The sequence below is a fragment of the Curtobacterium sp. MMLR14_006 genome, from assembly GCF_001864985.1.
In the GTDB taxonomy this organism is placed as follows: Bacteria; Actinomycetota; Actinomycetes; order Actinomycetales; family Microbacteriaceae; genus Curtobacterium.
On sequence record NZ_MJGU01000012.1, the window covers coordinates 94,682 to 116,457 of the forward strand.

The window sequence follows — 21,776 nt, forward strand, 5'->3', positions numbered from 1 at the left end:
TGCCAGGCTTGGACCGTGCCAGATGCAACGCCTCCCGGGCCCCCGCCCGGCCCCCGCGACCCCGGCGACGCCTGGTCGATCGGCCCCGACGGCACCAAGGCGTGGGGACGCTTCGGCGCCGCCGGACTGCTCGTCGACGACGGCGACGGCCGGGTGCTCCTGCAGCACCGCGTCGAGTGGAGCCACCACGGGGGCACCTGGGGCATCCCCGGCGGGGCACGCCACCAGGACGAGGACGCCGTCACCGCGGCACTCCGGGAGTCGGCGGAGGAGGCCGGCGTCCCCGAGGACGGCATCGACCTGCGGCACACCGCGCTGCTCGACCTGGGGTTCTGGACGTACACGACCGTCGTGGGGCGCGCCGCCCGTCCGTTCGAACCGGTCATCGCCGACCGCGAGAGCCTCGCACTGGACTGGGTCCCCGTCGACCAGGTCGAGGACCTGCCGCTGCACCCCGGCTTCGGGGCGTCGTGGCCCGCGCTGCGCGCCGTGATCACCACGACCCCGCACGTGGTCGTGGACGCGGCGAACGTCGTCGGCAGCGTCCCGGACGGCTGGTGGCGGGACCGCCCCGGCGCGGCCGAGCGCCTGCTGTCGTCGGTGTCGGCGCTCGCCGCGGCCGGGCTGCCCGCCGAGGCGCTCGACCTGCCGTTCGCCCGGTGGTGGCCGCGCTGGACGGTCGTGCTCGAGGGTGCCGCCCGCGACACCACCGCCGAGGACCCCGCGCGACTCGCGGTCGTGCGGGCCACCGGCTCCGGTGACGACGCGATCGTCGAGGCCGCCCGGGCCGCCGTCAGCGCCGGCGACGGCCCCGTCGTCGTGGTCACCGCGGACCGCGAGCTCCGCGCGCGGGTCGGAGCGATCGGCGCGGTGGTGCACGGACCCTCCTGGATCCGCGACCGCTCCTGACCGACCCCGCGCGCCGCCGCCGACCGTCACACGCTGTTTACACCGCCGACGTCACACGGCGCGTCCACGGTCGGTACTGTGGCCTCCACGTCAACGGAGACGTCACAACAGGAGGTTCCCCCATGGAGCGGATCACCAGGACCGACGACCGGGTCCACCGGCCGGCCGGGCCGTGGACGCCGACCGTCCACCGCCTGCTCGCACACCTGCACGAGCAGGGGTTCGTGGCCGCGCCGGAACCCATCGCACTCGGCGACGTCCTCGAGACCGTCTCGTTCGTCCCGGGCGTCGCCGGCGAGTACCCCTGGACCGAGGACGTCGCCGGCGAAGCCGCCCTCGTCACCAGCGCCCGCCTGCTCCGGCAGTACCACGACGCCGCGGCGAGCTACCCGCGCGACCCCGACGCCGACGTGTGGTCCCAGGCGGAGCGCGCCCCCGTCGAGACGATCGTGCACGGCGACTTCGCCCCGTACAACTGCGTCTACGACGGTATCGCCGCGGTGGGCCTCATCGACTTCGACACCGCGCACCCCGGCCCCCGGGTCTGGGACGTCGCGAGCGCCGTGTACCGCTTCGCGCCGTTCACGACCGGCCAGGTCGAGGGGGCGACGGCACCGCACCTGGCGGACCGGCTCGCCCGCGCCGCCGAGTTCTGCCGCGCCTACGGCCTCGACGACCGGTCCCGTGGCGTCCTCGTGCAGACCATGACCGCGTCGCTCGTCGCGATGGTCACCACCATCGAGACCGAGGCCGCCGCCGGCAACCCGAAGTTCACCAGCGACCTCGAGCACGGACACGCGGACCTGTACCGCGCCGACGTCGCCTGGATCGAGCAGCACGCGGACGACATCGCAGCCGCCGTCGCGTGACGCCGACCCCTGCGCGCCTCCGCGCGATGCGGTTCGCCGCGCAGGGGATCAGCGGCACCGCGCCCGACCCCGAGGCCGCGGTCGGGCGGATGCTCGCCGTGCAGGGGCAGGACCTCGGGCAGGCGCTGTGGGCCGTCGGGGTGCGGACCCACGGCGCGACCCTGGCCACCGTCCGTGACGCCTTCGACCGCGGCGCACTGGTGCGGTCGTGGCCGATGCGCGGCACCCTGCACGTCGTCCGCCCCGACGACCTGCGCCTGCTGCTCGCGCTGACCGCCGGGCGCACCCTGCGCAGCACCGCCCGCCGCGCCGACGCCCTCGGGATCGACGCGGCAGTGGTCGCACGGGCCCGCGACGTCACGGTGTCGGCGCTCGCCGGCGGCCCCGGACTGGTCCGCGACGACCTGTCCACCGTCTGGCGGCGCGCCGGCATCGACCCCGGTGGCGGCCGCGGCTCCCACCTGCTGCTCCACCTCGCACAGGAGGGCCTCGTCGCCTGGGGGCCCACCGCCCGGGTCGGGCAGCGACTGGTGCTCCTCGACGAGTGGGCTCCGCCCGCCACGGCACCGAGCGCCACCACACCCGACGAGCGGGACGAGGCACTGCGCCGCGTGCTCCTCGGGTACCTGCGTGGACGGGGGCCGGCGCCGGCGACCGACGCAGCAGCGTGGACGAAGCTGCCGCTCGGCGACGTCCGCCGCGCCCGCGCCGCCGCCGGTGCCGCCGTGGAGGACCTCGGCGACGGACTCCTCGCCCTCGCCGACCGTCCCGCCGTCGGCGGCGTGCCCGCCGGACACCTCCTGCCGGGGTTCGACGAGTACCTGCTCGGGTACGCCGACCGCTCCGCCCAGCTCGACCCCGAACACGCCGCCCGGGTGGTGCCGGGCGGCAACGGCGTGTTCCTGCCGATGGCCGTCGTGCGCGGACGCGTCGTCGGCACGTGGAGCCGCACCGAGCGCGCAGCCGGGGTCTCGGTCACGGTGACGCCCTTCACACCGCTCGACGCGGCTGCGACCCGTGCACTCGACGCGGCGGCGACCCGCTTCGGAACGTTCCTCGGCGTGCCGGTCGCATCCGCCGCCCGCTGACCCGAACCGACCCGACAGAGGACCGCAGCGGGCGTCGAGAACCCGCGCCGCGCCTCCCGACCGCTTCGACGGCGGGACCACCGGACCGGCCCAGCAGCTCCCCAGCGGCCACGCGGCGGATTCGGAACCACCCTCCGGTACTCTCGCAGGGCCATGACCGACAGCCCGGCCGACGCCACACCGTACGAAGTCCTCGGCGTCCCCGCGACCGCCGACGACGACGCCCTCCGCCGCGCGTACCGACGCGCCGCACGCGAGTCCCACCCCGACCTCGGCGGCGACGCGCAGCGCTTCCGCCGGGTCCAGCTCGCCTGGGAACGCATCGGCACGCCCGCCGCCCGCCGCGCCTACGACGCGGGATCGCGTGGCCCGTCCGCCAGCGACGGCCCCGGTCCGTCCGGAAGCTCGGTGTGGAGGCCCGACTCCGGTCGCGACGCCTACGCACCCCCGGCGGCGCGTCGCGACACACGGCCAAGGGCCCGCTCCCACGGACACCCCGGCGGTCGGTCGCGCGAGGTGTTCCTGCAGGCGGAGCGCGAGTGGGTCGGACTCGGCGACCCGATCGAGGACCCGTACGACCCCGCCCTCGTGCGGTCGGCACCCCGGCACGTGCGACGGCTGCTCGGCGAGGCGCTCGCCGAGGAGGCGACCGCCGCGATCGTCGCGGACATGGGCATCGGCGTCACGGTCTGGCACGACCTCGACGCCGGCGCCGAGGGCAAGCTCGACCACGCCGTCCTGACCCCGAGCGGGCTCTGGGCCGTGGAGTCGATCGACTGGGGCGGTCCGGTGCAGGTCGAGCACGGCGAGGTCGTCGGCGAGACCCTGCTGCCGGGGGAGCGCCCCGTCAAGGACCTCGTCCGCGCCGCACGCGCCGTGCAGAAGCAGACGCGCGTGCGCTTCACCGGGCGGCTGCTCGTCGTGCCGGACTCCGCCGTCGACGAGGACGTGCAGCTCGTCGGCTCGCCGAAGAAGCCCACCGCGCTCGTCGTCCGGCGGAGCGCCCTCGGCCAGGTGCTCAACGGCGTCTGGTCGCCCGCCGGGTCGGTCGACGTGTTCGAGGTCCGCGACCGCCTGCAGCAGACCGTCCGGTTCGTCTAGCGACGCGAGCGTCGGCGCTGCGCGCTCAGTAGCCGCGGAGCTTCTCGAGGTCGCGGCGCTCCCGCTTGCTCGGGCGTCCGGCACCGCGGTCGCGCATCGGCACGAACCCGGCTTCCTCCTTCGACAGCCGCGGCGGGGTCCTGTCCTCGAAGTGCTTCGCGGCCTCGGGGGCGCTCGTCCGCTTGAGGATGATGCCGGTCACGACGACGATCCGGTCGAAGCCGTTCTGCCGCACCCGGACCTCGTCACCGGGGCCGATCGGCTGCGCCGGCTTCGCGCGCTCCCCGTTCACCCGGACGTGGCCGGCCTTGCACGCGGCGGTCGCGGCCGACCGGGTCTTCGTGATCCGGACGGCCCAGATCCAGCTGTCCACGCGAGCCTTGGCCATCCCCTCACTCTAGGCGGCCCGTACCCTGGGACGGTGCGCGCGGACGAACAGGCAGCGATCGCCCGGGCCCGCGCGCTCGGGGTGCTGCACGACGCCGCGGTCGGGGACCGGCTCGTGGTCCGGGCGCACCACGGCGACGGCGCACAGGACGCCCTCGGGGACCTGCTCGCCCGCACCGCCGACACCGTGACGATCGCCACCCGCCGCGGCCCGGTCGAGGTCCGGCTCGACGACGTCGTCGCCGCGAAGCCCGTCCCGCCGCCCCCGCCCGCACGCGCGCCCCGCCGCTGACCGCGCGTCACCGGCGAGCCGCACCGCCCGGCGCGCACGACGCACCGTAGCCTCGTGGCATGGCAGTCCCCGTCGCGCTCGGCACCGAGGACCGCACCGCGCGGCTGACGCTCCGCCGCCCGGACCACTGGCGGCGCGAGGACAGCCCCCGCGCAGACCTCCGCCTGACCGGTGACGACGTCGAGCTGACCGTGCGGTCCCGACCGAGCGACCGTGCGATCGGCGACGAGAACACCGGGTTGCTCGCCCGCCTGCCGGGGTCGGTCGAGGGGCTGCTGCTCGTCGGGTGCGACCCCTGGACGACCGTCGGGGCACCCGCCCGTCTGGTCGAGTACGTCCGCCCCGACGACGCCGGCGACGTCGCCGGCACCCACCTGCTCTTCGTGACCGGTCGGCACCGCGTCGACCTGACGATCGAACGCCCCCTCCGACGGCTGCTCGACACCGACGACCTCGTGCTCGCGGTCCTCGAGAGCGTCCGCGCCACCGAGCCGACACCCGTCCGCCCGGAGCGCGACCTCGAATCCCTGCCGACGGCCGCACCGGCACCCGTCCTCGACGGGCCCCGGCTCAGCAGGGACGCCGTCGGCACCCTGCGGAGCCTGGCCGGCCGGCGCTGGAACCCCACCCTGCTGCGCAGCGCCGCCGGACGCGAACTCATCGAGGCCGGCCTCGTCGGACGGCTCGGCACCCTGCCCGACGCGACGCAGTCCCTGCTCGCGCCCTGGGCGGGCGACGTGGAACCGGTCACGCTGGAACAGCACCTGCCGGACGGGGGCGGGACGCGCCTCCAGGCCTGGTCGCAGACCGTCGTCGACGGGACGGACGAGACGGGCGCGGTGGTCGCCGCCGTCCCGCCGGACCGGCTGGTCGCACTGATGGCCGGGAGGCTCGGCATCGGCCCGGCGTGGACCTTCCCGTTCCGCACGGGGTCGCTGCCGGAGCACCTGCTCGGTCGCCGCCTCACCGGCGGCGCCGACGCGCCGGACCTGCCGGCCGACCTCGTCGAGGCCGACCCGCGTCTCGCACGCTTCTGGGCCGCGCCCTGGACGGTGTCGTTCCTGCGCCGCCCCGGCAAGCCGAACCCCGTCACCGTCGTGCACGCCGACGGGCAGGGCTTCGCCCGCGTCGGACGCAGCGAGGCCGGGGAGACCGTCTTCGGGACGGACTCCCCGGCCAACGTGTACCGCTCGGTGGTGCGGGCGCTGCTCGGCTGAGCGGACTAGGCGGCAGGACCGGCGGTCAGGGTGACCGTGACGGTCTTCGCGGCGCCGGTGCCGTCGGTGTAGTCGACGCTCACCCGGTCGCCGACCGCGTGGGACTGCACGATCCGGGTGAGCTGGTCCGCGCTCGTCACCGCGGTGCCGTCGACGCTCGTGATCGTGTCGCCCTCGGTCAGGCCGGCGTGCGCGGCGCCGGAACCCTCGACCGTGCCCGCGACGGCGACACCGCCCGTGGTGCCCGACGCGTCGCTCACCTGCACCCCGAGGAACGCCGGCAGCCCGATGGTGATCGTGCTCGAGGACTCGCCCGCCAGGATCTTCTCGGCGATGGTCTTCGCGGTGGTGATCGGGATGGCGAAGCCGGTGACGTCGGCCGACCCGGACGAGGCTGCGGTCGCCATGCCGACGACCTCGCCCTCGCTGTCCAGGACCGGGCCGCCCGAGTCGCCGGACACGATGTCCGCGGCGATCTCGATCATGCCGGTCAGCGACTCGGTGCCGGAGCCGGACTCGCTCTGCACCTGGATGTCCTGGTCGGTCGCGGTGACGGTGCCCTCGGCGGCCACGAGGTCACCGGTGCCCTCCGCGTTGCCGACGTCGGTCACGGTGTCGCCGGTGGCCGGCTCGCCGTCGTCGTCGAGCGTGACGGCCGACAGGCCCGAGGCGCCCTCGAGCTTGAGGACGGCGACGTCGTGCGTGGCGTCGGTGCCGACGACGTCGGCCTGGTACTCCTTGCCCGTGGTCTCGTCGGTGACGGTGATGCTCGTCGCGCCCTGGACCACGTGGTTGTTCGTCAGCACGGTGCCGTCCGAGCTGAGCACCATGCCGGTGCCGGCAGCCTGCGACGAGGCGTCGTAGCCGATGATCGTGTTGATCGTCACGACGCCCTTCTTCTGCGCGGCGGACGCGGCGGTGGCGGGGGACTGGGTGCCGGTGCCGGTGCCGCCGTCGGTGCCGGTGCTGCCGTCGCTCGAGCCGGTGCCGTCCCCCGGCACGGTGAAGCCGTAGGTGCCGGTGCCGGTGCCGCCCGTCCCGTTCCCGGTTCCCGTGCCGCTGCCGGTACCGGGCAGGGTCGTGGTGCCCTGCGACTGGCTCGACGTCGTGGTGGTGCCGTGCGTGGACAGACCGAGCGCGGTGCCGCCGGCGGCGCCGACGATCGCCAGGGCCGCGATGCCCGAGCCGATCACCAGCCCGAGCCGCCGCGGGCGCTTCGTCGAGCCGCCCGGGTGGTCCGCGCTGGCCGCCGAGGACGCCCAGGCGTGCTGCGAGCCGGTGAGCGCCGGGCTGCCGACCAGGAAGGGGCCGCGACCGTCGGGGCGGTAGGCGTAGGGGCCAGAGCCGTCCGGGCCGTACAGCCAGGGGCCCGAACCGTCGAAGGCGTACGCCGAGCGGAGGGTCGCCGGGTCGGCGTGCGGGGCGTCCCAGCGGAGGCCGTGCGCCTGCTGCTGCGCGGCCTCGGTGCGGGCGGTGCCGTTCTCGTCGTGGTCGGCGGCGGCGGGGTTCGGGGTCTCGTTCATCGGTGCTCTCCGGTCGTCCATCGGCTGCCCGGGCGGGCGTCGATGGAGACCAGTACAGGACCGTTCCCCATGACGAGCCTATGAACGGGCCCTGCGATCGCTCACCGTGCCCTCGGGAGTCGCCGTACGTCGGGAGCGCGTTAGGGTTGCCTTACTTCTCATGCGTTCCCCGTCGCCCGCGCCCCCCGCTCCCAGCTCTGTCCCCCGACTCGTCGGGGCGACCGTGCTGGCGGTCGTCGTCCTCGCGGTGGCGTGCGCGCTCTCGATCGCCTTCGGGTCCCGCCCGATCCCGCTCGCGACGGTGCTCGACACCGTCCTGCACCCCGGACGGACCGACGAGATCGGCCTCATCGTGCTCGGCAACCGTGTCCCGCGGACCGTCGTCGGGCTGCTCGCGGGTGCGGCCCTCGGCGTCGCCGGCGCCGTGATGCAGGGCGTCACCCGCAACCCGCTCGCCGACCCGAGCGTCCTCGGCATCAACTCCGGGGCCGCGCTCGCGGTCGTCGCCGGCATCGCCGTCTTCGGCGTCAGCGGCACCGCGGCCTACCTGCCGTTCGCCTTCGTCGGTGCCGCCCTCGCGGCCCTGCTCGTCTACGGGGTCGCGTCCCTCGCCCGCCGGGGACTCTCGCCGGTGGGCCTCGCGCTCTCCGGCGCCGTCGTCGCCGCCGCCCTGTCGTCGATCACCACGGCGGTGCTCGTGACGAGCCAGAGCCTGCTCGACCAACTGCGGTTCTGGCAGGTCGGCGCGCTCGCGGGCAAGGACCTCGGCACCGCCGGCGTCATCACGGTGCCGGTGCTCGTCGGCCTCGGCATCGCGTTCGCCCTCGGCCGCTCGCTCAACACCCTGGCGCTCGGCGACGAGCTCGCCGCGTCGCTCGGACAGCGGGTCGTGCTCGTCCGTGCCGTCGGCGGCCTCGTCACCGTGCTGCTCGCCGGGTCCGCCGTGGCCGCGGCCGGCCCGATCGCCTTCATCGGGCTCGCCGTCCCGCACGCCGTCCGCCGACTCAGCGGCCCGGACCACCGGTGGACGATCCTGCTCTCTGCGCTCGTCGCCCCGGCGCTGCTGCTCGTCGCCGACGTGGTCGGCCGGGTCGTCGCGTACCCGGGGGAGCTGCAGGTCGGTCTCGTCACCGCGCTCATCGGCGCCCCCGTCTTCATCGCACTCGTCCGGTCGAAGGCGGTGCGAGGACTGTGAGGGCCGGCCGTCGCCCGGTGGGGCTGCGCCGCGAGTTCGTCGTGCTCGCGGCCGTCCTCGTCGTCCTCGTCACCCTGGTCCTCGTCGGGCTGGGCGTCGGCTCCATCCCGCTCACACCCGCCCAGGTCGTCGGCGCCCTCGTCGGCCACGGCGACCGCATCTCGGACTTCGTCATCGGGCAGCTGCGCGGGCCCCGGGTCCTCGCAGCCGTGCTCGTCGGTGCGAGCCTCGGCGTCGCCGGCGGCATCGTGCAGAGCGTTGTGCGCAACCCGATCGCGAGCCCGGACGTCATCGGCATCACCTCGGGGGCGAGCGCCGCGGGCATCACCGCGATCGTCCTGTTCGGCGCCTCCGGCGGCACGCTGTTCTCCGTCGTGCTCGCCGGCGCCGTCGTGGTGTCGCTCGTCATCGCCGGGCTCGCCTGGCGTCGGGGCATCACGGGCAACCGGGTCGTGCTCGTCGGGATCGGGGTGGCAGCCATCTGCCTGAGCATCACGGGATGGATGCTGACGAGCGGCACGGTGACCCAGGCGGGCACCGCGCTGCTCTGGCTGTCCGGCAGCCTCAACGCCGTGGACCGCACTCTGGTCGGCGTGCTCGGCGTCGCCTTCGTGGTGCTCATGGTGCTCGCGCTCGTGCAGTCTCCGCGGCTGACCGTGCTGAGCCTCGGGGACGAGGTCGCCGCGGCCCTCGGACTCCGGCCGGACCGCGCGAAGGTGCTGCTCCTGCTCACCGCGGTGTGCCTCACCGCCGCCGCCGTCGCGACCGCCGGGCCGGTGTCCTTCGTCGCCCTCATGGCCGCCCCGATCGCCCGACGCCTGGTCGGCGGAGGCCGCGTCGCCCTCGGAGCCGTCGCCGCGGTGGGCGCCGTCGTCACCCTGGGCAGCGACCTCGTGGCACAGTTCGCGATCCCGGGCAACGCGCTGCCCGTCGGCGTCGTCACCGGGGTCGTCGGTGCCCCGTACCTGCTCTGGCTGCTCGTCCGGTCGCGCTGACCGCGGGAGCGCTGCCCGGGCACGTCCGGGAACGGCGTCGCACTCGTCGCGAGACCGGTCTCCGACCGCGATCCTCGGTCGCGGTGACGGACCTCGGGTGACGGGCGCGGTTCCCGTCTTCCCGCCGTGGTCTCTGTCTTCCGGTCGCGGTTCCCGTCATCCCGGCGCGGGCCGTGTCCTCCCTCCGCGCCCCACCGAGGTCCCTGCCTTCCCGCGGCGGTCCTTGTCTCCGCGCCGATGGGAGCGCATGCATCCACCTACGCGTGACGGTCCCGGTTCGCGAACCGCGGAGGTCGGGAACCGGAACCGTCAAATGCCGGCGCCGGACACGCCGCCCCGCCCGCGTCCCATCCCGCGGCACCGTTGACCGCCGTCGCCGATCACCCACCGCTGCTTCCTCCGGGTCTCCTCCGAAACCGGACCCGGAAGCGGAAACGGACCGGACCCGGATCGAACCCGGACCCGGACCCGGAATCAGAACCGGAACCGGACCGGACCCGGATCGGACCCGGACCCGGACCCGGAATCAGAACCGGAACCGGAACCGGACCGGAACCGGATCGGACCCGGACCCGGACCCGGAATCAGTACCGGAACCGGAACCGGAACCGGAACCGGAACCGGAACCGGAACCGGAACCGGAACCGGACCGGAACCGGAACCGGAACCGGAACCGGTACCAGGACCGCTGCCGATGCGGGGGCAGGCTCCGAGCCGGCCATGGTCGACAGGGCTGTGGGCACCAAGCTCGCGGACCCCTGACGGACCCGGTTCGCAAGCCCCGGCGCTCGATCACCGGAACCGTCATTCGCCGGACCGCACCACCTCACCCGCTGTCTGCTGGCGCGCCAGTCGCCCACGGCCGGACGTGAGCGGCGCGTCGCGCGGCACGCGCTCCGGGTGGCAGCGACACGCGGGCGGTGCGGGCCTCCGCGCAGCCTTGCGGGAAGCCGCACGCCATGCCGGAGACCCCCCGTCCGGGTGTCCGTACCGGTCCGTTCGTCCCCCTACGGTCGGAGGACCCGCGGGGGTCCCGACAGCACGCCGACCCGAAGGCACGCTGCCCCCGAGGACTGAAGGACCGTCATGCCCGAACAGCGTGACGGCGCCAGCGTGCGCCGTCGACAGTGGGGATCCGAGCGTCGTACCCGTCCGCTCGACACCCTCCACGAACGTCCCTCCGACCGGAAGCTCGTCTCCGGCCGGGTCGCGATCATCCTGACCATCGCGTTCTGGTCCGCCTACGTCGTCTACACGGTGATCCGGCAGTTCCTGGACTCCGGCACCGAGAGCTTCCGCTTCACGACCGAGGCGATCTCGTACCTCGTGGTCGTCACCTTCCTGACCTTCTCCGCGCTCATGCACCTCGTCGCCCGACAGGGGGCGATGGAGCGCTTCGCGAGCCACGTCCGGGTGCCGCGTGCGGAACTCGACCGGCACTTCGCCGAGGGCCACGAGTCGCCGATGACGGTCCTCGTGCCGAGCTACGCCGAGGAGCCCGACGTCGTCGCCACCACGCTGTGGTCGGCTGCGCTGCAGGAGTACCCGTCGTTGCGCGTGGTGCTGCTCGTCGACGACGCGCCGTTCCCGTCCGACCCGGAGACCCTGGCGAAGCTCGAGCGCACCCGCGCCGTCGCCGCGACGATCCAGGCGCAGCTCGCGGCACCGTCGAACCGGTTCCGCGAGGCCCTGTTCTCGGCCGAGGTCGAGGCGGCGAACGCGCCCTTCGCGAGCGTCGACGCCCTCCGCACGCTGGTCGAGCACCACCGCTGGGCCGACGCCTGGCTGCGGCGGCACGCACGGGAGCACGACGTCGTCGACCACGTCGACCGGTTCTTCCACGACCAGGTGCTCGTCGGGCTGGCCGACGAGTTCCGCCTGACCTCCGAGGCGCTCGAAGCCGCCATCGTCGACGCGCTCGACAGCGCGGCCGACGGCGCGACCGAGCCCACCACCGCGGCCGACGGCACGGACGGCGTTGTCTTCACGGAGATCACCTCGGCCCGCGCGGTCGAGCTCCAGCGCCGCCTGGCGTGGACGTTCACCGCCGAGATCACCACCTTCGAGCGGAAGCGCTTCGCGAACCTGTCCGACGAGGCGAACAAGGCGATGAACCTGAACGCCTACATCGGGCTGCTCGGTGGCTCGTACGCGTTCGAGGAGACGGCGAGCGGCACGATCCTGCGCACCGTCGAGGACCCGACGGCGGCGGACCTCGTGGTCCCCGCGTCCGACTACGTCCTGACGCTCGACGCCGACTCGGTGCTGCTGCGGGACTACTGCCTCCGCCTGGTGTACTTCCTCGAGCAGCCGGAGAACGCCAAGGTCGCCGTCACGCAGACCCCGTACTCGTCCTTCCGCGGCGCCGCGACCCGCATCGAGCGGCTCGCCGGTGCCACCACGGACATCCAGCACATCCTGCACCAGGGCATGTCGCGCCACGACGCCACCTTCTGGGTCGGTGCGAACGCGGTCATCCGCACGCGGGCGCTCCGCGACATCGAGGAGGTCGAGACGGTCGGCGGCTTCGAGGTGAAGCGCTACGTGCAGGACCGCACGGTCATCGAGGACACCGAGTCGAGCGTCGACCTCGGCATGCACGGCTGGACCCTCGTCAACTACCCGGAGCGCCTGTCCTACAGCGCGACGCCGCCGGACTTCGGGTCGCTCATCGTCCAGCGTCGGCGTTGGGCGAACGGCGGGCTGCTCATCCTGCCGAAGTACCTGCGCCAGGTGCGCGAGCGTCGCGCCCGCGGTGAGCGCGTCGGGATCGTCGAGTTCTCGCTCCGCGTCAACTACATGGCGTCGATCGCGTGGGCGTCGTTCGGGCTCATCTTCCTGCTGGCGTACCCGTACGACTCGCGGCTGCTCAGCCCGATGGTGTTGCTCGCGGCGCTGCCCTACTTCTGGCTGCTCAGCAGCGACCTCAAGTACTGCGGCTACAAGCGCACCGACGTGTTCCGGATCTACGGCTTCAACCTCATCCTCATGCCCGTGAACGTGGCCGGTGTGCTGAAGAGCATCCAGCAGGCGCTCACCGCGAAGAAGATCCCGTTCGCCCGCACGCCGAAGGTCCGGGACCGCACGGCGTCGCCGGCGCTCTACGTCCTGGCGCCCTACGCGATCGTCGTCTTCTCGGTCTTCACCTTCGCCCGCGACTACCAGGCACAGAACTGGGGCAACGCGGTGTTCGCCGCGTTCAACGCCCTGCTGGCGATGTACGCGATCGTCGCCTACATCGGGATCTGGAACTCGGTCGTCGACGTCTGGATCTGGGCGACGAAGTGGATGTACTACGACCCCTCGGCCCGGGCGGCCGCCCGGGCGGCACATCGTGCGGAGCGGGCTGCCCGGAAGGACGCCGCCCGCGGGGTCCTCCCCGAGGAACTCCCCGCCGAGGACTGGCGCGCCACGCTGTACTTCGGGCACCGCGGCGGTCGCATGCCGGTCCGCCACTCCGCCGACGTCGTCGGCGCGGCGCGCGGACGCCGGACCACCGGCACCCTCGCGACGACCCACCCGACCGCAGCACCGATCCCGTCCGCAACGAGCCCGACCACGGCCGTCGTGCCGGCGGTGTCCTCCGGCCGCCACGCCGACGGCCGGACCGCCGGCACCACCGCCACGGGCACCACGACCCCCGACACGAACAGGACCGCCGCCTGATGGCCACGACCCGTCGACTCTCCCCGCTCCGCGTCGGCATCGCCGTCGTGCTCACCGCGGCCCTCGCCGCCACCGCGTACGTCGGCCTCGGCCGCTGGCAGGCCGCCCACGCCGACGGAGCCGAGCAGCCGTGGTTCGCCGCGTACACCGACGTCACCGTCACGCCGACGTTCGCCTTCGAGGACGTCAAGTCCGCCAAGGGCCGCGACGTCATGCTGTCCTTCGTCGTCGCCGACCACGACGCCGCGTGCACCCCGACGTGGGGTTCCGCCTACACGTTGCAGGGGGCGTCGGACTCCCTCGACCTCGACCGGCGCATCGCCCGACTGCAGCAGCAGAAGGGTGAGGTCGGGGTGTCGTTCGGCGGCCTCGCGAACGACGAGCTCGCCACCACCTGTCGGAACGGCGACGACCTGCTGCGCGCGTACGACACGGTCGTGCGGCGCTACGACGTCAGCACGGTCGACTACGACGTCGAGGGCGACGACCTGACGAACCACACCGCCGGGAAGCGCCGCGCCGAGGCCGTCGCCGCCCTGCAGGAGCAGCGTCGGGCCGCCGGGCACCCGCTCGCGGTCTGGCTGACGCTGCCCGCCGCTCCCGGAGGCCTCACCGCCGACGGCACCACCGCGGTCGCGCAGTTCCTCGCGGCCGGCGTCGACCTCGCCGGGGTCAACGCGATGACGATGGACTACGGCGACTCGAAGGGGTCGAGCCAGAGCATGTACTCGGCATCGGTCCAGACCCTGCAGGAGGTCCACCGGCAGCTCGGCGTGCTCTACCAGCGCGCGGGCACCCCGCTCACCGCCGCGACGCTCTGGCGGAAGACCGGCGCGACGCCGATGATCGGCCAGAACGACGTGCAGGACGAGGTCTTCACCCTCACGGACGCCGAGAAGCTGAACGCCTGGGCCCGCGACAAGGGGCTCGGCCGGATGTCGATGTGGTCGCTGAACCGCGACACGACGTGCGGCTCGAACTACGTCAACCTGTCGACCGTGTCGAACTCGTGCTCCGGGGTCGACCAGGGCGGGCGGCTGTTCGCCGACGTCCTGGGCAAGGGCTTCGGCGGCGGGATCGTCGCCGCGGCCTCCGACGTGACGCAGGCGGAGCCGTCGGCGACGATCCAGCCGACCGACGACCCGAAGACGAGCCCGTACCCGGTCTGGGACGCCGACGCGTCGTACCTCGAGGGCACGAAGATCGTCTGGCACCGCAACGTCTACGAGTCGAAGTGGTGGACCTCGGGCGACCTGCCGGACGACCCGGTGCTCAGCGCGTACGAGACGCCGTGGCAGCTCATCGGCCCGGTGCTGCCGGGGGAGAAGCCCGTCGAGCAGCCCACCCTGCCGGACGGCACCTACCCGGCGTGGACCGGCACGAAGCAGTACGACACCGGCGACCGGGTGCTCTTCGCGGGTGTCCCGTACCAGGCGAAGTGGTGGAACACGGGCGACAGCCCGCAGGCCTCGACGAGCGATCCGGACGGCTCGCCCTGGGTGCGGCTGAAGGACTCGGAGATCCAGCGGCTCCTGTCCGGCGACGACCGGTAGGCGACCGGACCACCCGCCGGACGGGAGGCGCGGTGCCGGCCCGCACCGCGCCTCCCGTCCGCACGTCGGGGGACCTGTGGGGGCCGTCCGGCGTTCGCGGACCGCGGACGCTGTCCACAGCCCCGTTCGGGGCTGTGGTTCGGGCACTTCTTTCCGATACGCTTGTGGGCCAAGAGGAGGAGGTCCACCGATGCCAGATCCAGTGGTCCCGCAGCCCGACGGTCAGAAGACCCCGGAGCAGCGGCTGGTCGACACCACGCTGACCTTCAGCATGGACATGGGCGCGGCGCTCACCGCCGAGTCCGGAGTCTCGACCGAGGAACGCGACGCCGTCAACGCACTGCCGTCCGGTTCGGCGTTGCTCGTGGTGCGACGCGGCCCGAACGTGGGCGCGCGGTTCCTCCTCGACTCCGATGTCACGACGGCCGGCCGGCACCCCGACGCCGACATCTTCCTCGACGACGTCACCGTCTCCCGCAAGCACGCGCAATTCCTGCGGCACGGCACGGCCTTCACCGTGAAGGACAACGGCTCCCTCAACGGCACCTACTTCGACGGCGTGCGCATCGACGAGGCGCCGCTCACCGACGGTGCCGAGGTCCAGGTGGGCAAGTTCCGCCTGACGTTCTACGCCTCCCGGGTCGACCTGGCGCGCCTGGCGAACGCGTAGTGGCCGCACGGTCCGCTGCGGCCCGGGCGGGGAACGCGGCACCGGACCTGCTCACCATCGGGCAGGTCCTCGCGCGCCTCAAGCCCGAGTTCCCGGACCTGTCGAGCTCGAAGCTCCGTTTCCTCGAGGAACGCGAGCTCGTCACCCCGATCCGCACGGCGAGTGGCTACCGCAAGTTCTCGCCGGCCGACGTGGACCGCCTCCGCGTCGTGCTCGGCCTGCAGCGCGACCACTACCTGCCGCTCAAGGTCATCAAGGACTACCTGGCCGACCTCGACGCCGGTCGCGAGCCGGTCCTGCCCGGGGGCGGCGATGCTCCCCGGCCGTCGATGCTCGGTCGGGAGCGCCGCTACACCCGCGACGAGACCGTCCGGGCCGCCGGTGCTTCGCCGATGCTGCTCGCCGACGCGGTGTCGGCGTCGCTGCTGCCCGCGACCGAGACCTACGACGAGGCGAGCGTGTCGGTGCTCAAGGCGCTCGTCGACCTGCAGCGCACCGGCATCGAACCGCGTCACCTCCGCACGCTCCGCAGCACCGCCGAGCGCGAGGTCGGGCTCATCGAGTCCGCGCTCATGCCGGTGTCGCGGCGGGGCGACGCGACCTCGCGGGCGAAGGCCGCCGAGGCCGCGCGCGAGATCGCGGGGCACCTCGAGGTCATCCGCTCGAACCTCATCCGCGCCGCCATCGGTCGCCTCGACACATGACGCTGTCGGGCGCTCCGCGGGGGCTTGTGTGTCGGAGGGTGGGGCGTATCCTCGACACGCCGGACGCGCCGGGTCGGATGTCCCGCGTGGGAGCGGTCGGAGTCGCTACCGTGGACCTCGGAACAACTCTCAACCCGTCATTGAACGTTCGGGTGGGAGCTCGATCGTCGTGGAAGGCAAGCGCATGAGTGGGAACGACACCCCTGGCACCGAGTCGGACACGACCCGGTACGACCTCGGGCTGCTCTTCACCGACGGCCTGCCCGAGCACGACGAGCAGAACGGCTACCGCGGCACCGTCGCCGCCCGTGCAGCCGGTATCTCCTACCGCCAGCTCGACTACTGGGCCCGCACCGAACTCGTCCAGCCGACGATCCGCGGGGCCGCCGGCTCCGGGTCGCAGCGCCTGTACGGCTTCCGCGACATCCTGGTCCTCAAGCTCGTCAAGCGCCTGCTCGACACCGGCATCTCCCTGCAGCAGATCCGCACCGCCGTGAACCAGCTCCGCGAGTCGGGCGTGTCGGACCTCGCCCAGACCACCCTGATGTCCGACGGGGCCTCGGTCTACCTCTGCACCTCCGACGACGAGGTCATCGACCTCGTGTCCCGCGGCCAGGGCGTCTTCGGCATCGCGGTCGGCAAGGTCCTGCGCGAGGTCGAGAGCTCCCTGGTCGAGCTCGACGCCACCGCCGCGGCGGACCCGGCCGACGAGCTCGCCGCTCGCCGGGCGACGCGCGCTTCCTGACCAGGTTCTCGTCCCCGCGGCTCGGCCCGAGTGGTCACGAACCGCCGTGTGCGTGTCACCGAGTGGCCGAGAACTGTCGCCTGCGACGTTGCTGACCGACAAGTGGTGACCCCTCGGCGGACGTGAGTGGCATGTCGTGACCGCTGGGCGAGCGACATGTCGTGACCGGTGGGTGAGCGGCTGGGCGAGCCGGAGTCGCGTGTGTCTGCCGGGGCCGGGGTGGGCCTCCCGGCAGGCGCCGAGTGGTCACGGACCGCGGTGTGCACCTCGTCGAGAGGTCACGAACTGTCGTCTGCGACGTTGCCGACCGACAGTTGGCGGCCGCTCGGCGGACGTGAGCGGCATGTCGTGACCGCTGAGCGAGCCGCTGGGCGAGCCGGAGTCGGGCGTGTCTGCCGGGGCCGGGGTGGGCCTCCCGGCAGTCGCCTGAGCCTCCCGGCCGGCGCCGAGTGGTCACGAACCGCCGTGTGCACCTCGCCGAATGGTCATGAACTGTCGCCTGCGTCGTCGCCGACCGACAGGTGGTGACCCCTCGGCGGCGGTGAGCGGCACGTCGTGACCGCCTGACCGCAACGACCTAGGCGGCGCCGCCCTCGGCGTACGGGCCGATCTTGCCCGTGCGCATGATGCGCTCGAGCAGCTGGTCGAAGTTCTTCGCCATCTCCTGCGCGGACTCGCCAGGCCAGACGTGCAGGGGCTTCGCGGCGCCCTGGGCCTGCTGGAGCGAGGTGCGCTCGGGCAGCTGGGGGGAGAGCACGAGGGGGCCGAACATGTCCCGGAGCTCCTTGATGCGGAACTGGTGCTCGAGCGACTGCACGCGGGCGCGGTTCACGATGATGCCGAGCGGCTGCAGTCGTGGGGAGAGGCCGCGGCGGATCTCCTCGATGGCCCGGAGGGCACGGTCGGCGGCGGCGACGGAGAACAGACCGGGCTCGGTGACGACGGTGACGCGGTCCGACGCGGCCCACGCGGTGCGCGTGAGGGCGTTCAGGGACGGCGCGCAGTCGATGAGCACGAGCTCGTAGTCCTGCTCGACGTTGGCCAGGGCCTCCTCGAGCTTCCAGATGTCGCGGATGGAGGGGTGCGGGCCGTCGAAGTTGATGGCGGAGGGCGACCCGACCATGACGTCGATCTTGCCCTGGGAACCCTTCGTCCAGCCCGACGGGGCGATCGCCTGGCGGACGATCTTCTCCTTCGGGTTCTCGAGCACGTCGGCCACGTTGAGGTGTCCGGCGATGTTGATGTCGAGGCCGGTCGAGACGTCGGACTGCGGGTCGAGATCCACCACCAGCGTGCGCAGTCCCTTGGCGAACGCGGCCGAAGTCAGGCCGAGCGTCACCGTCGTCTTGCCGACACCACCCTTGAGGGAGCTCACGCTGAGTACATGCACGGTGAGCCACGTTACCGCCGATAGGGTTGTCCCACCTCAACCCGGGCTGAAAGGGACCTCGTGTTCAGCAAGATCCTGGTCGCGAACCGTGGCGAGATCGCCATCCGAGCATTCCGCGCTGCGTACGAGCTCGGGGCACGGACGGTCGCCGTCTACCCCTACGAGGACCGCAACTCGCTGCACCGTCTGAAGGCCGACGAGGCGTACCGCATCGGTGAGCGGGGGCACCCGGTACGCGCGTACCTCGACGTCAGCGAGATCGTCCGCGTGGCGCGGGAGTCCGGTGCCGACGCGATCTACCCCGGGTACGGCTTCCTGTCCGAGAACCCGGAGCTGGCGGCCGCCGCTGCGGCTGCGGGCATCACGTTCATCGGTCCGGGGGAGCACGTCCTCGAGATGGCCGGCAACAAGGTCACCGCGAAGGAGCACGCCATCGCGGCCGGGGTCCCGGTCCTGGCGAGCACGCCGGCGAGCCGCGACGTCGACGAGCTCGTGGCCGGTGCCGACGCCATCGGGTTCCCGGTGTTCGCGAAGGCCGTCGCCGGTGGCGGCGGGCGCGGCATGCGCCGGGTCGAGACGAAGGCCGAGCTCCGCGACGCCCTCGAGGCAGCGATGCGCGAGGCCGACAGCGCCTTCGGCGACCCGACGATGTTCCTCGAGCAGGCCGTCATCCGGCCGCGGCACATCGAGGTCCAGATCCTCGCCGACGCGACCGGCACCGACGCCGGCACGATCCACCTGTTCGAGCGCGACTGCTCGGTGCAGCGGCGCAACCAGAAGGTCGTCGAGATCGCCCCGGCGCCGAACCTCGACCCCGCGATCGCGCAGGCGCTGCACCGCGACGCCGTGGCGTTCGCCCGGTCGATCGGGTACGTCAACGCCGGCACGGTCGAGTTCCTGCTCGACACCGAGGGCGAGCGCGCCGGCCAGCACGTCTTCATCGAGATGAACCCGCGCATCCAGGTCGAGCACACCGTGACCGAAGAGGTCACCGACGTCGACCTCGTGCAGTCGCAGATGCGGATCGCCTCGGGCGAGTCGCTCGCCGACCTCGGCCTGTCGCAGGACACCGTCCGCGTGCACGGTGCGGCGCTGCAGACCCGCATCACGACGGAGGACCCGACGCAGGGCTTCCGCCCGGACACCGGCCGGATCAGCACCTACCGCAGCCCGGGCGGCGCGGGCGTGCGCCTCGACGGCGGCACGGTCGCCACCGGCGCGCAGATCAGCCCGCACTTCGACTCGATGCTCGCCAAGATGACGTGCCGCGGTCGTGACTTCCCCGCAGCGGTGGCGCGCGCGAAGCGAGCCCTCGCCGAGTTCCGCATCCGTGGGGTGAGCACGAACATCCCGTTCCTGCAGGCCGTGCTCGAGGACCCGGACTTCGCTCGCGGCGACGTGTCGACGAAGTTCATCGAAGAGCGTCCGCAGCTGCTCGGCGGCCACGTCTCGAAGGACCGCGGCACGAAGGTGCTCAACTGGCTCGCCGAAGTCACGGTGAACAAGCCGAACGGTGAACGGTCGCCGCTCGTCGTCGACCCGGGCGTCAAGCTGCCCGCCGTCGACCTGGGCACCCCGCTGCCCGAGGGGCAGCGCGACCGCCTGCTGGCGGTGGGGCCGGCCGAGTGGGCGCGGGAACTCCGCGCGCAGACGGCCCTGGCGGTCACCGAGACGACGATGCGCGACGCGCACCAGTCGCTCCTGGCCACCCGCGTCCGCACGAAGGACCTCGTCGCGGTGGCGCCGTACGTCGCGCGGCTCACTCCGCAGCTGCTCAGCGTCGAGGCGTGGGGCGGCGCGACGTACGACGTGGCTCTCCGGTTCCTCGGCGAGGACCCCTGGGAGCGCCTGGCCTCGCTGCGGCAGGCGATGCCGAACATCCCGGTGCAGATGCTGCTGCGCGGTCGCAACACGGTCGGCTACACGCCGTACCCGACCGAGGTCACCGACGCCTTCGTCGACGAGGCCGCACGGAGCGGCGTCGACGTGTTCCGGGTGTTCGACGCGCTGAACGACGTCGGTCAGATGCGACCGGCGCTCGAGGCGGTGCTCGCGACCGGTACGGCCGTCGCCGAGGCCGCGCTCTGCTACACCGCCGACCTGCTCGACCCGGCCGAGGAGCTCTACACGCTCGACTACTACCTCCGGCTCGCGGAGCAGATGGTCGAGGCGGGCGCCCACGTCATCGGGATCAAGGACATGGCCGGCCTGCTCCGCGCCGGCGCGGCCGAGAAGCTCGTCGGCGCACTGCGCGAGCGCTTCGACCAGCCGGTGCACGTGCACACGCACGACACCGCGGGTGGGCAGCTCGCGACGCTCCTCGCCGCCGCGCGGGCCGGTGCCGACGCCGTCGACGTCGCGTCCGCGCCGATGGCCGGCACGACGAGCCAGCCGAGCATGTCCGCGCTCGTCGCCGCCCTGGCGCACACCGAGCGCGACACCGGTCTGTCGCTCGGCGCGGTCGGTGACCTCGAGCCCTACTGGGAGGCCGTCCGCCGCGCCTACGCCCCCTTCGAGTCCGGGCTGCCCGGGCCGACGGGTCGCGTCTACCAGCACGAGATCCCGGGCGGCCAGCTGTCGAACCTCCGGCAGCAGGCGATCGCCCTCGGGCTCGGCGACCGCTTCGAGCAGGTCGAGGACTGGTACGCCGCGGCGAACCGGATCCTCGGCCGTCCGACCAAGGTGACGCCCTCGTCGAAGGTCGTCGGCGACCTCGCACTGCAGCTCGCCGCCGTCGGCGCCGACCCGGTCGACTTCGAGCAGAACCCGGACAAGTACGACATCCCGGACTCCGTGGTCGGGTTCATGGCCGGCGAGCTGGGCGACCTGCCCGGCGGCTGGCCCGAGCCGTTCCGCTCGAAGGTCCTGGCCGGCCGCGACGTCCGACTCGAGATCGCCGCCGTGCCCGACGCCGAGCGTGCGCACCTCGAGACCCCCGGCCCCGAGCGGCAGCAGGCCCTCAACCGCCTGCTCTTCCCGCAGCCCACGCAGCAGTTCGCCCGTGTCCGCGAGCAGTACGGCGACCTGTCCGTCGTGCCGACGGTCGACTACCTGTACGGGCTGCGTCCCGGCCAGGAGCACGTCGTCCCGCTCGGCCGGGGCGTCGACCTGTTCGTCGGGCTCGAGGCGATCGGCGAGGTGGACGACAAGGGCATCCGCACGGTCATGGCGACGATGAACGGGCAGCTCCGCCCGGTGTCGGTCCGCGACCGGTCGGTCGAGGTCGAGACGAAGGCCGCCGAGAAGGCCGACCCGTCCGACCCGAAGCACGTGGCCGCGCCGTTCTCCGGCGTGGTGACGCTCAAGGTCGCCGTCGGTGACGTCGTCGAGGCGGGCACGCCCGTGGCGACCATCGAGGCGATGAAGATGGAAGCGGCCATCACGGCGCCCGTGTCGGGCACCGTCGGCCGTCTCGCGATCCCGGCGACCCAGCAGGTGGACGCCGGCGACCTGTTGGTGGTGCTGCAGTAAA

General features: G+C 73.3%; 17 protein-coding genes. 14 read left to right on the forward strand and 3 right to left on the reverse strand.

Annotated features, from left to right (window positions below; genetic code table 11):
• Positions 1–15: 15 nt before the first annotated feature.
• The 4 genes from BIU94_RS04075 to BIU94_RS04090 all read left to right on the forward strand — a co-directional run bounded on the left by BIU94_RS04075 (position 16) and on the right by BIU94_RS04090 (position 3,967).
• On the forward strand, positions 16–909 hold the full coding sequence (locus BIU94_RS04075; protein WP_071254490.1) for an NUDIX domain-containing protein: 894 nt from the start codon (positions 16–18) through the stop codon (positions 907–909).
• A 122-nt stretch (positions 910–1,031) separates the two neighbouring features.
• Positions 1,032–1,778: a phosphotransferase enzyme family protein gene (locus BIU94_RS04080; protein WP_071254492.1), complete on the forward strand. Its 747-nt coding sequence runs from the start codon at positions 1,032–1,034 to the stop codon at positions 1,776–1,778.
• Positions 1,775–2,866: a winged helix DNA-binding domain-containing protein gene (locus BIU94_RS04085; RefSeq protein ID WP_139195941.1), complete on the forward strand. Its 1,092-nt coding sequence runs from the start codon at positions 1,775–1,777 to the stop codon at positions 2,864–2,866. The genes BIU94_RS04080 and BIU94_RS04085 overlap by 4 nt, the downstream gene beginning before the upstream one ends.
• A 153-nt stretch (positions 2,867–3,019) precedes the next feature.
• Entirely contained in the window at positions 3,020–3,967 is a 948-nt protein-coding gene (locus BIU94_RS04090; RefSeq protein WP_071254499.1) for a J domain-containing protein, read from the forward strand.
• A 25-nt stretch (positions 3,968–3,992) separates the two neighbouring features.
• On the opposite strand, the gene BIU94_RS04095 is transcribed toward BIU94_RS04090, so the two are convergent.
• Positions 3,993–4,355, reverse strand: coding sequence for an RNA-binding S4 domain-containing protein (locus BIU94_RS04095; RefSeq protein WP_071254500.1), 363 nt, complete (start codon positions 4,353–4,355; stop codon positions 3,993–3,995).
• 33 nt (positions 4,356–4,388) lie between these two features.
• Here BIU94_RS04095 and BIU94_RS04100 point away from each other — a divergent pair, with 33 nt between their 5' ends.
• On the forward strand, positions 4,389–4,646 hold the full coding sequence (locus BIU94_RS04100; RefSeq protein ID WP_217639485.1) for a hypothetical protein: 258 nt from the start codon (positions 4,389–4,391) through the stop codon (positions 4,644–4,646).
• A gap of 59 nt (positions 4,647–4,705) precedes the next feature.
• Positions 4,706–5,863, forward strand: a complete 1,158-nt coding sequence (locus tag BIU94_RS04105; RefSeq protein WP_071254502.1) for a hypothetical protein — start codon at positions 4,706–4,708, stop codon at positions 5,861–5,863.
• A gap of 5 nt (positions 5,864–5,868) precedes the next feature.
• Here BIU94_RS04105 and BIU94_RS04110 read toward each other — a convergent pair whose 3' ends face one another.
• Positions 5,869–7,386: a S1C family serine protease gene (locus BIU94_RS04110; protein WP_083404568.1), complete on the reverse strand. Its 1,518-nt coding sequence runs from the start codon at positions 7,384–7,386 to the stop codon at positions 5,869–5,871.
• Positions 7,387–7,546: 160 nt separating this feature from the next.
• Between BIU94_RS04110 and BIU94_RS04115 the strand changes: the two genes are divergently transcribed.
• The 7 genes from BIU94_RS04115 to BIU94_RS04145 all read left to right on the forward strand — a co-directional run bounded on the left by BIU94_RS04115 (position 7,547) and on the right by BIU94_RS04145 (position 16,914).
• A complete protein-coding gene (locus BIU94_RS04115) occupies positions 7,547–8,581 on the forward strand; it encodes an iron ABC transporter permease (RefSeq protein ID WP_083404569.1) in 1,035 nt (344 codons plus the stop codon).
• A complete protein-coding gene (locus BIU94_RS04120) occupies positions 8,578–9,576 on the forward strand; it encodes an iron chelate uptake ABC transporter family permease subunit (protein ID WP_071254506.1) in 999 nt (332 codons plus the stop codon). Before BIU94_RS04115 ends, BIU94_RS04120 begins: the two co-directional genes overlap by 4 nt.
• Before the next feature lie 1,086 nt (positions 9,577–10,662).
• Entirely contained in the window at positions 10,663–13,242 is a 2,580-nt protein-coding gene (locus BIU94_RS04125) for a glycosyltransferase family 2 protein (RefSeq protein WP_071254508.1), read from the forward strand.
• Positions 13,242–14,795 carry a chitinase gene (locus BIU94_RS04130; protein WP_071254510.1) on the forward strand — a complete coding sequence of 518 codons (1,554 nt, stop codon included), beginning with the start codon at positions 13,242–13,244 and terminating at the stop codon, positions 14,793–14,795. The genes BIU94_RS04125 and BIU94_RS04130 overlap by 1 nt, the downstream gene beginning before the upstream one ends.
• 190 nt (positions 14,796–14,985) lie before the next feature.
• Complete coding sequence (locus BIU94_RS04135; protein ID WP_071254512.1) at positions 14,986–15,465, forward strand: FHA domain-containing protein; 480 nt, start codon at positions 14,986–14,988, stop codon at positions 15,463–15,465.
• The gene (locus BIU94_RS04140) at positions 15,465–16,169 is read left to right on the forward strand and encodes a MerR family transcriptional regulator (RefSeq protein WP_071254514.1); all 705 of its coding nucleotides are present in this window, start codon (positions 15,465–15,467) and stop codon (positions 16,167–16,169) included. The genes BIU94_RS04135 and BIU94_RS04140 overlap by 1 nt, the downstream gene beginning before the upstream one ends.
• A 184-nt stretch (positions 16,170–16,353) precedes the next feature.
• Complete coding sequence (locus BIU94_RS04145; protein ID WP_071254515.1) at positions 16,354–16,914, forward strand: MerR family transcriptional regulator; 561 nt, start codon at positions 16,354–16,356, stop codon at positions 16,912–16,914.
• A gap of 577 nt (positions 16,915–17,491) precedes the next feature.
• Here BIU94_RS04145 and BIU94_RS04150 read toward each other — a convergent pair.
• The gene (locus BIU94_RS04150; protein ID WP_071254517.1) at positions 17,492–18,304 is read right to left on the reverse strand and encodes a ParA family protein; all 813 of its coding nucleotides are present in this window, start codon (positions 18,302–18,304) and stop codon (positions 17,492–17,494) included.
• Positions 18,305–18,364: 60 nt separating this feature from the next.
• Here BIU94_RS04150 and BIU94_RS04155 point away from each other — a divergent pair, with 60 nt between their 5' ends.
• Positions 18,365–21,775, forward strand: a complete 3,411-nt coding sequence (locus BIU94_RS04155) for a pyruvate carboxylase (RefSeq protein ID WP_071254519.1) — start codon at positions 18,365–18,367, stop codon at positions 21,773–21,775.
• Position 21,776 lies beyond the last annotated feature (1 nt).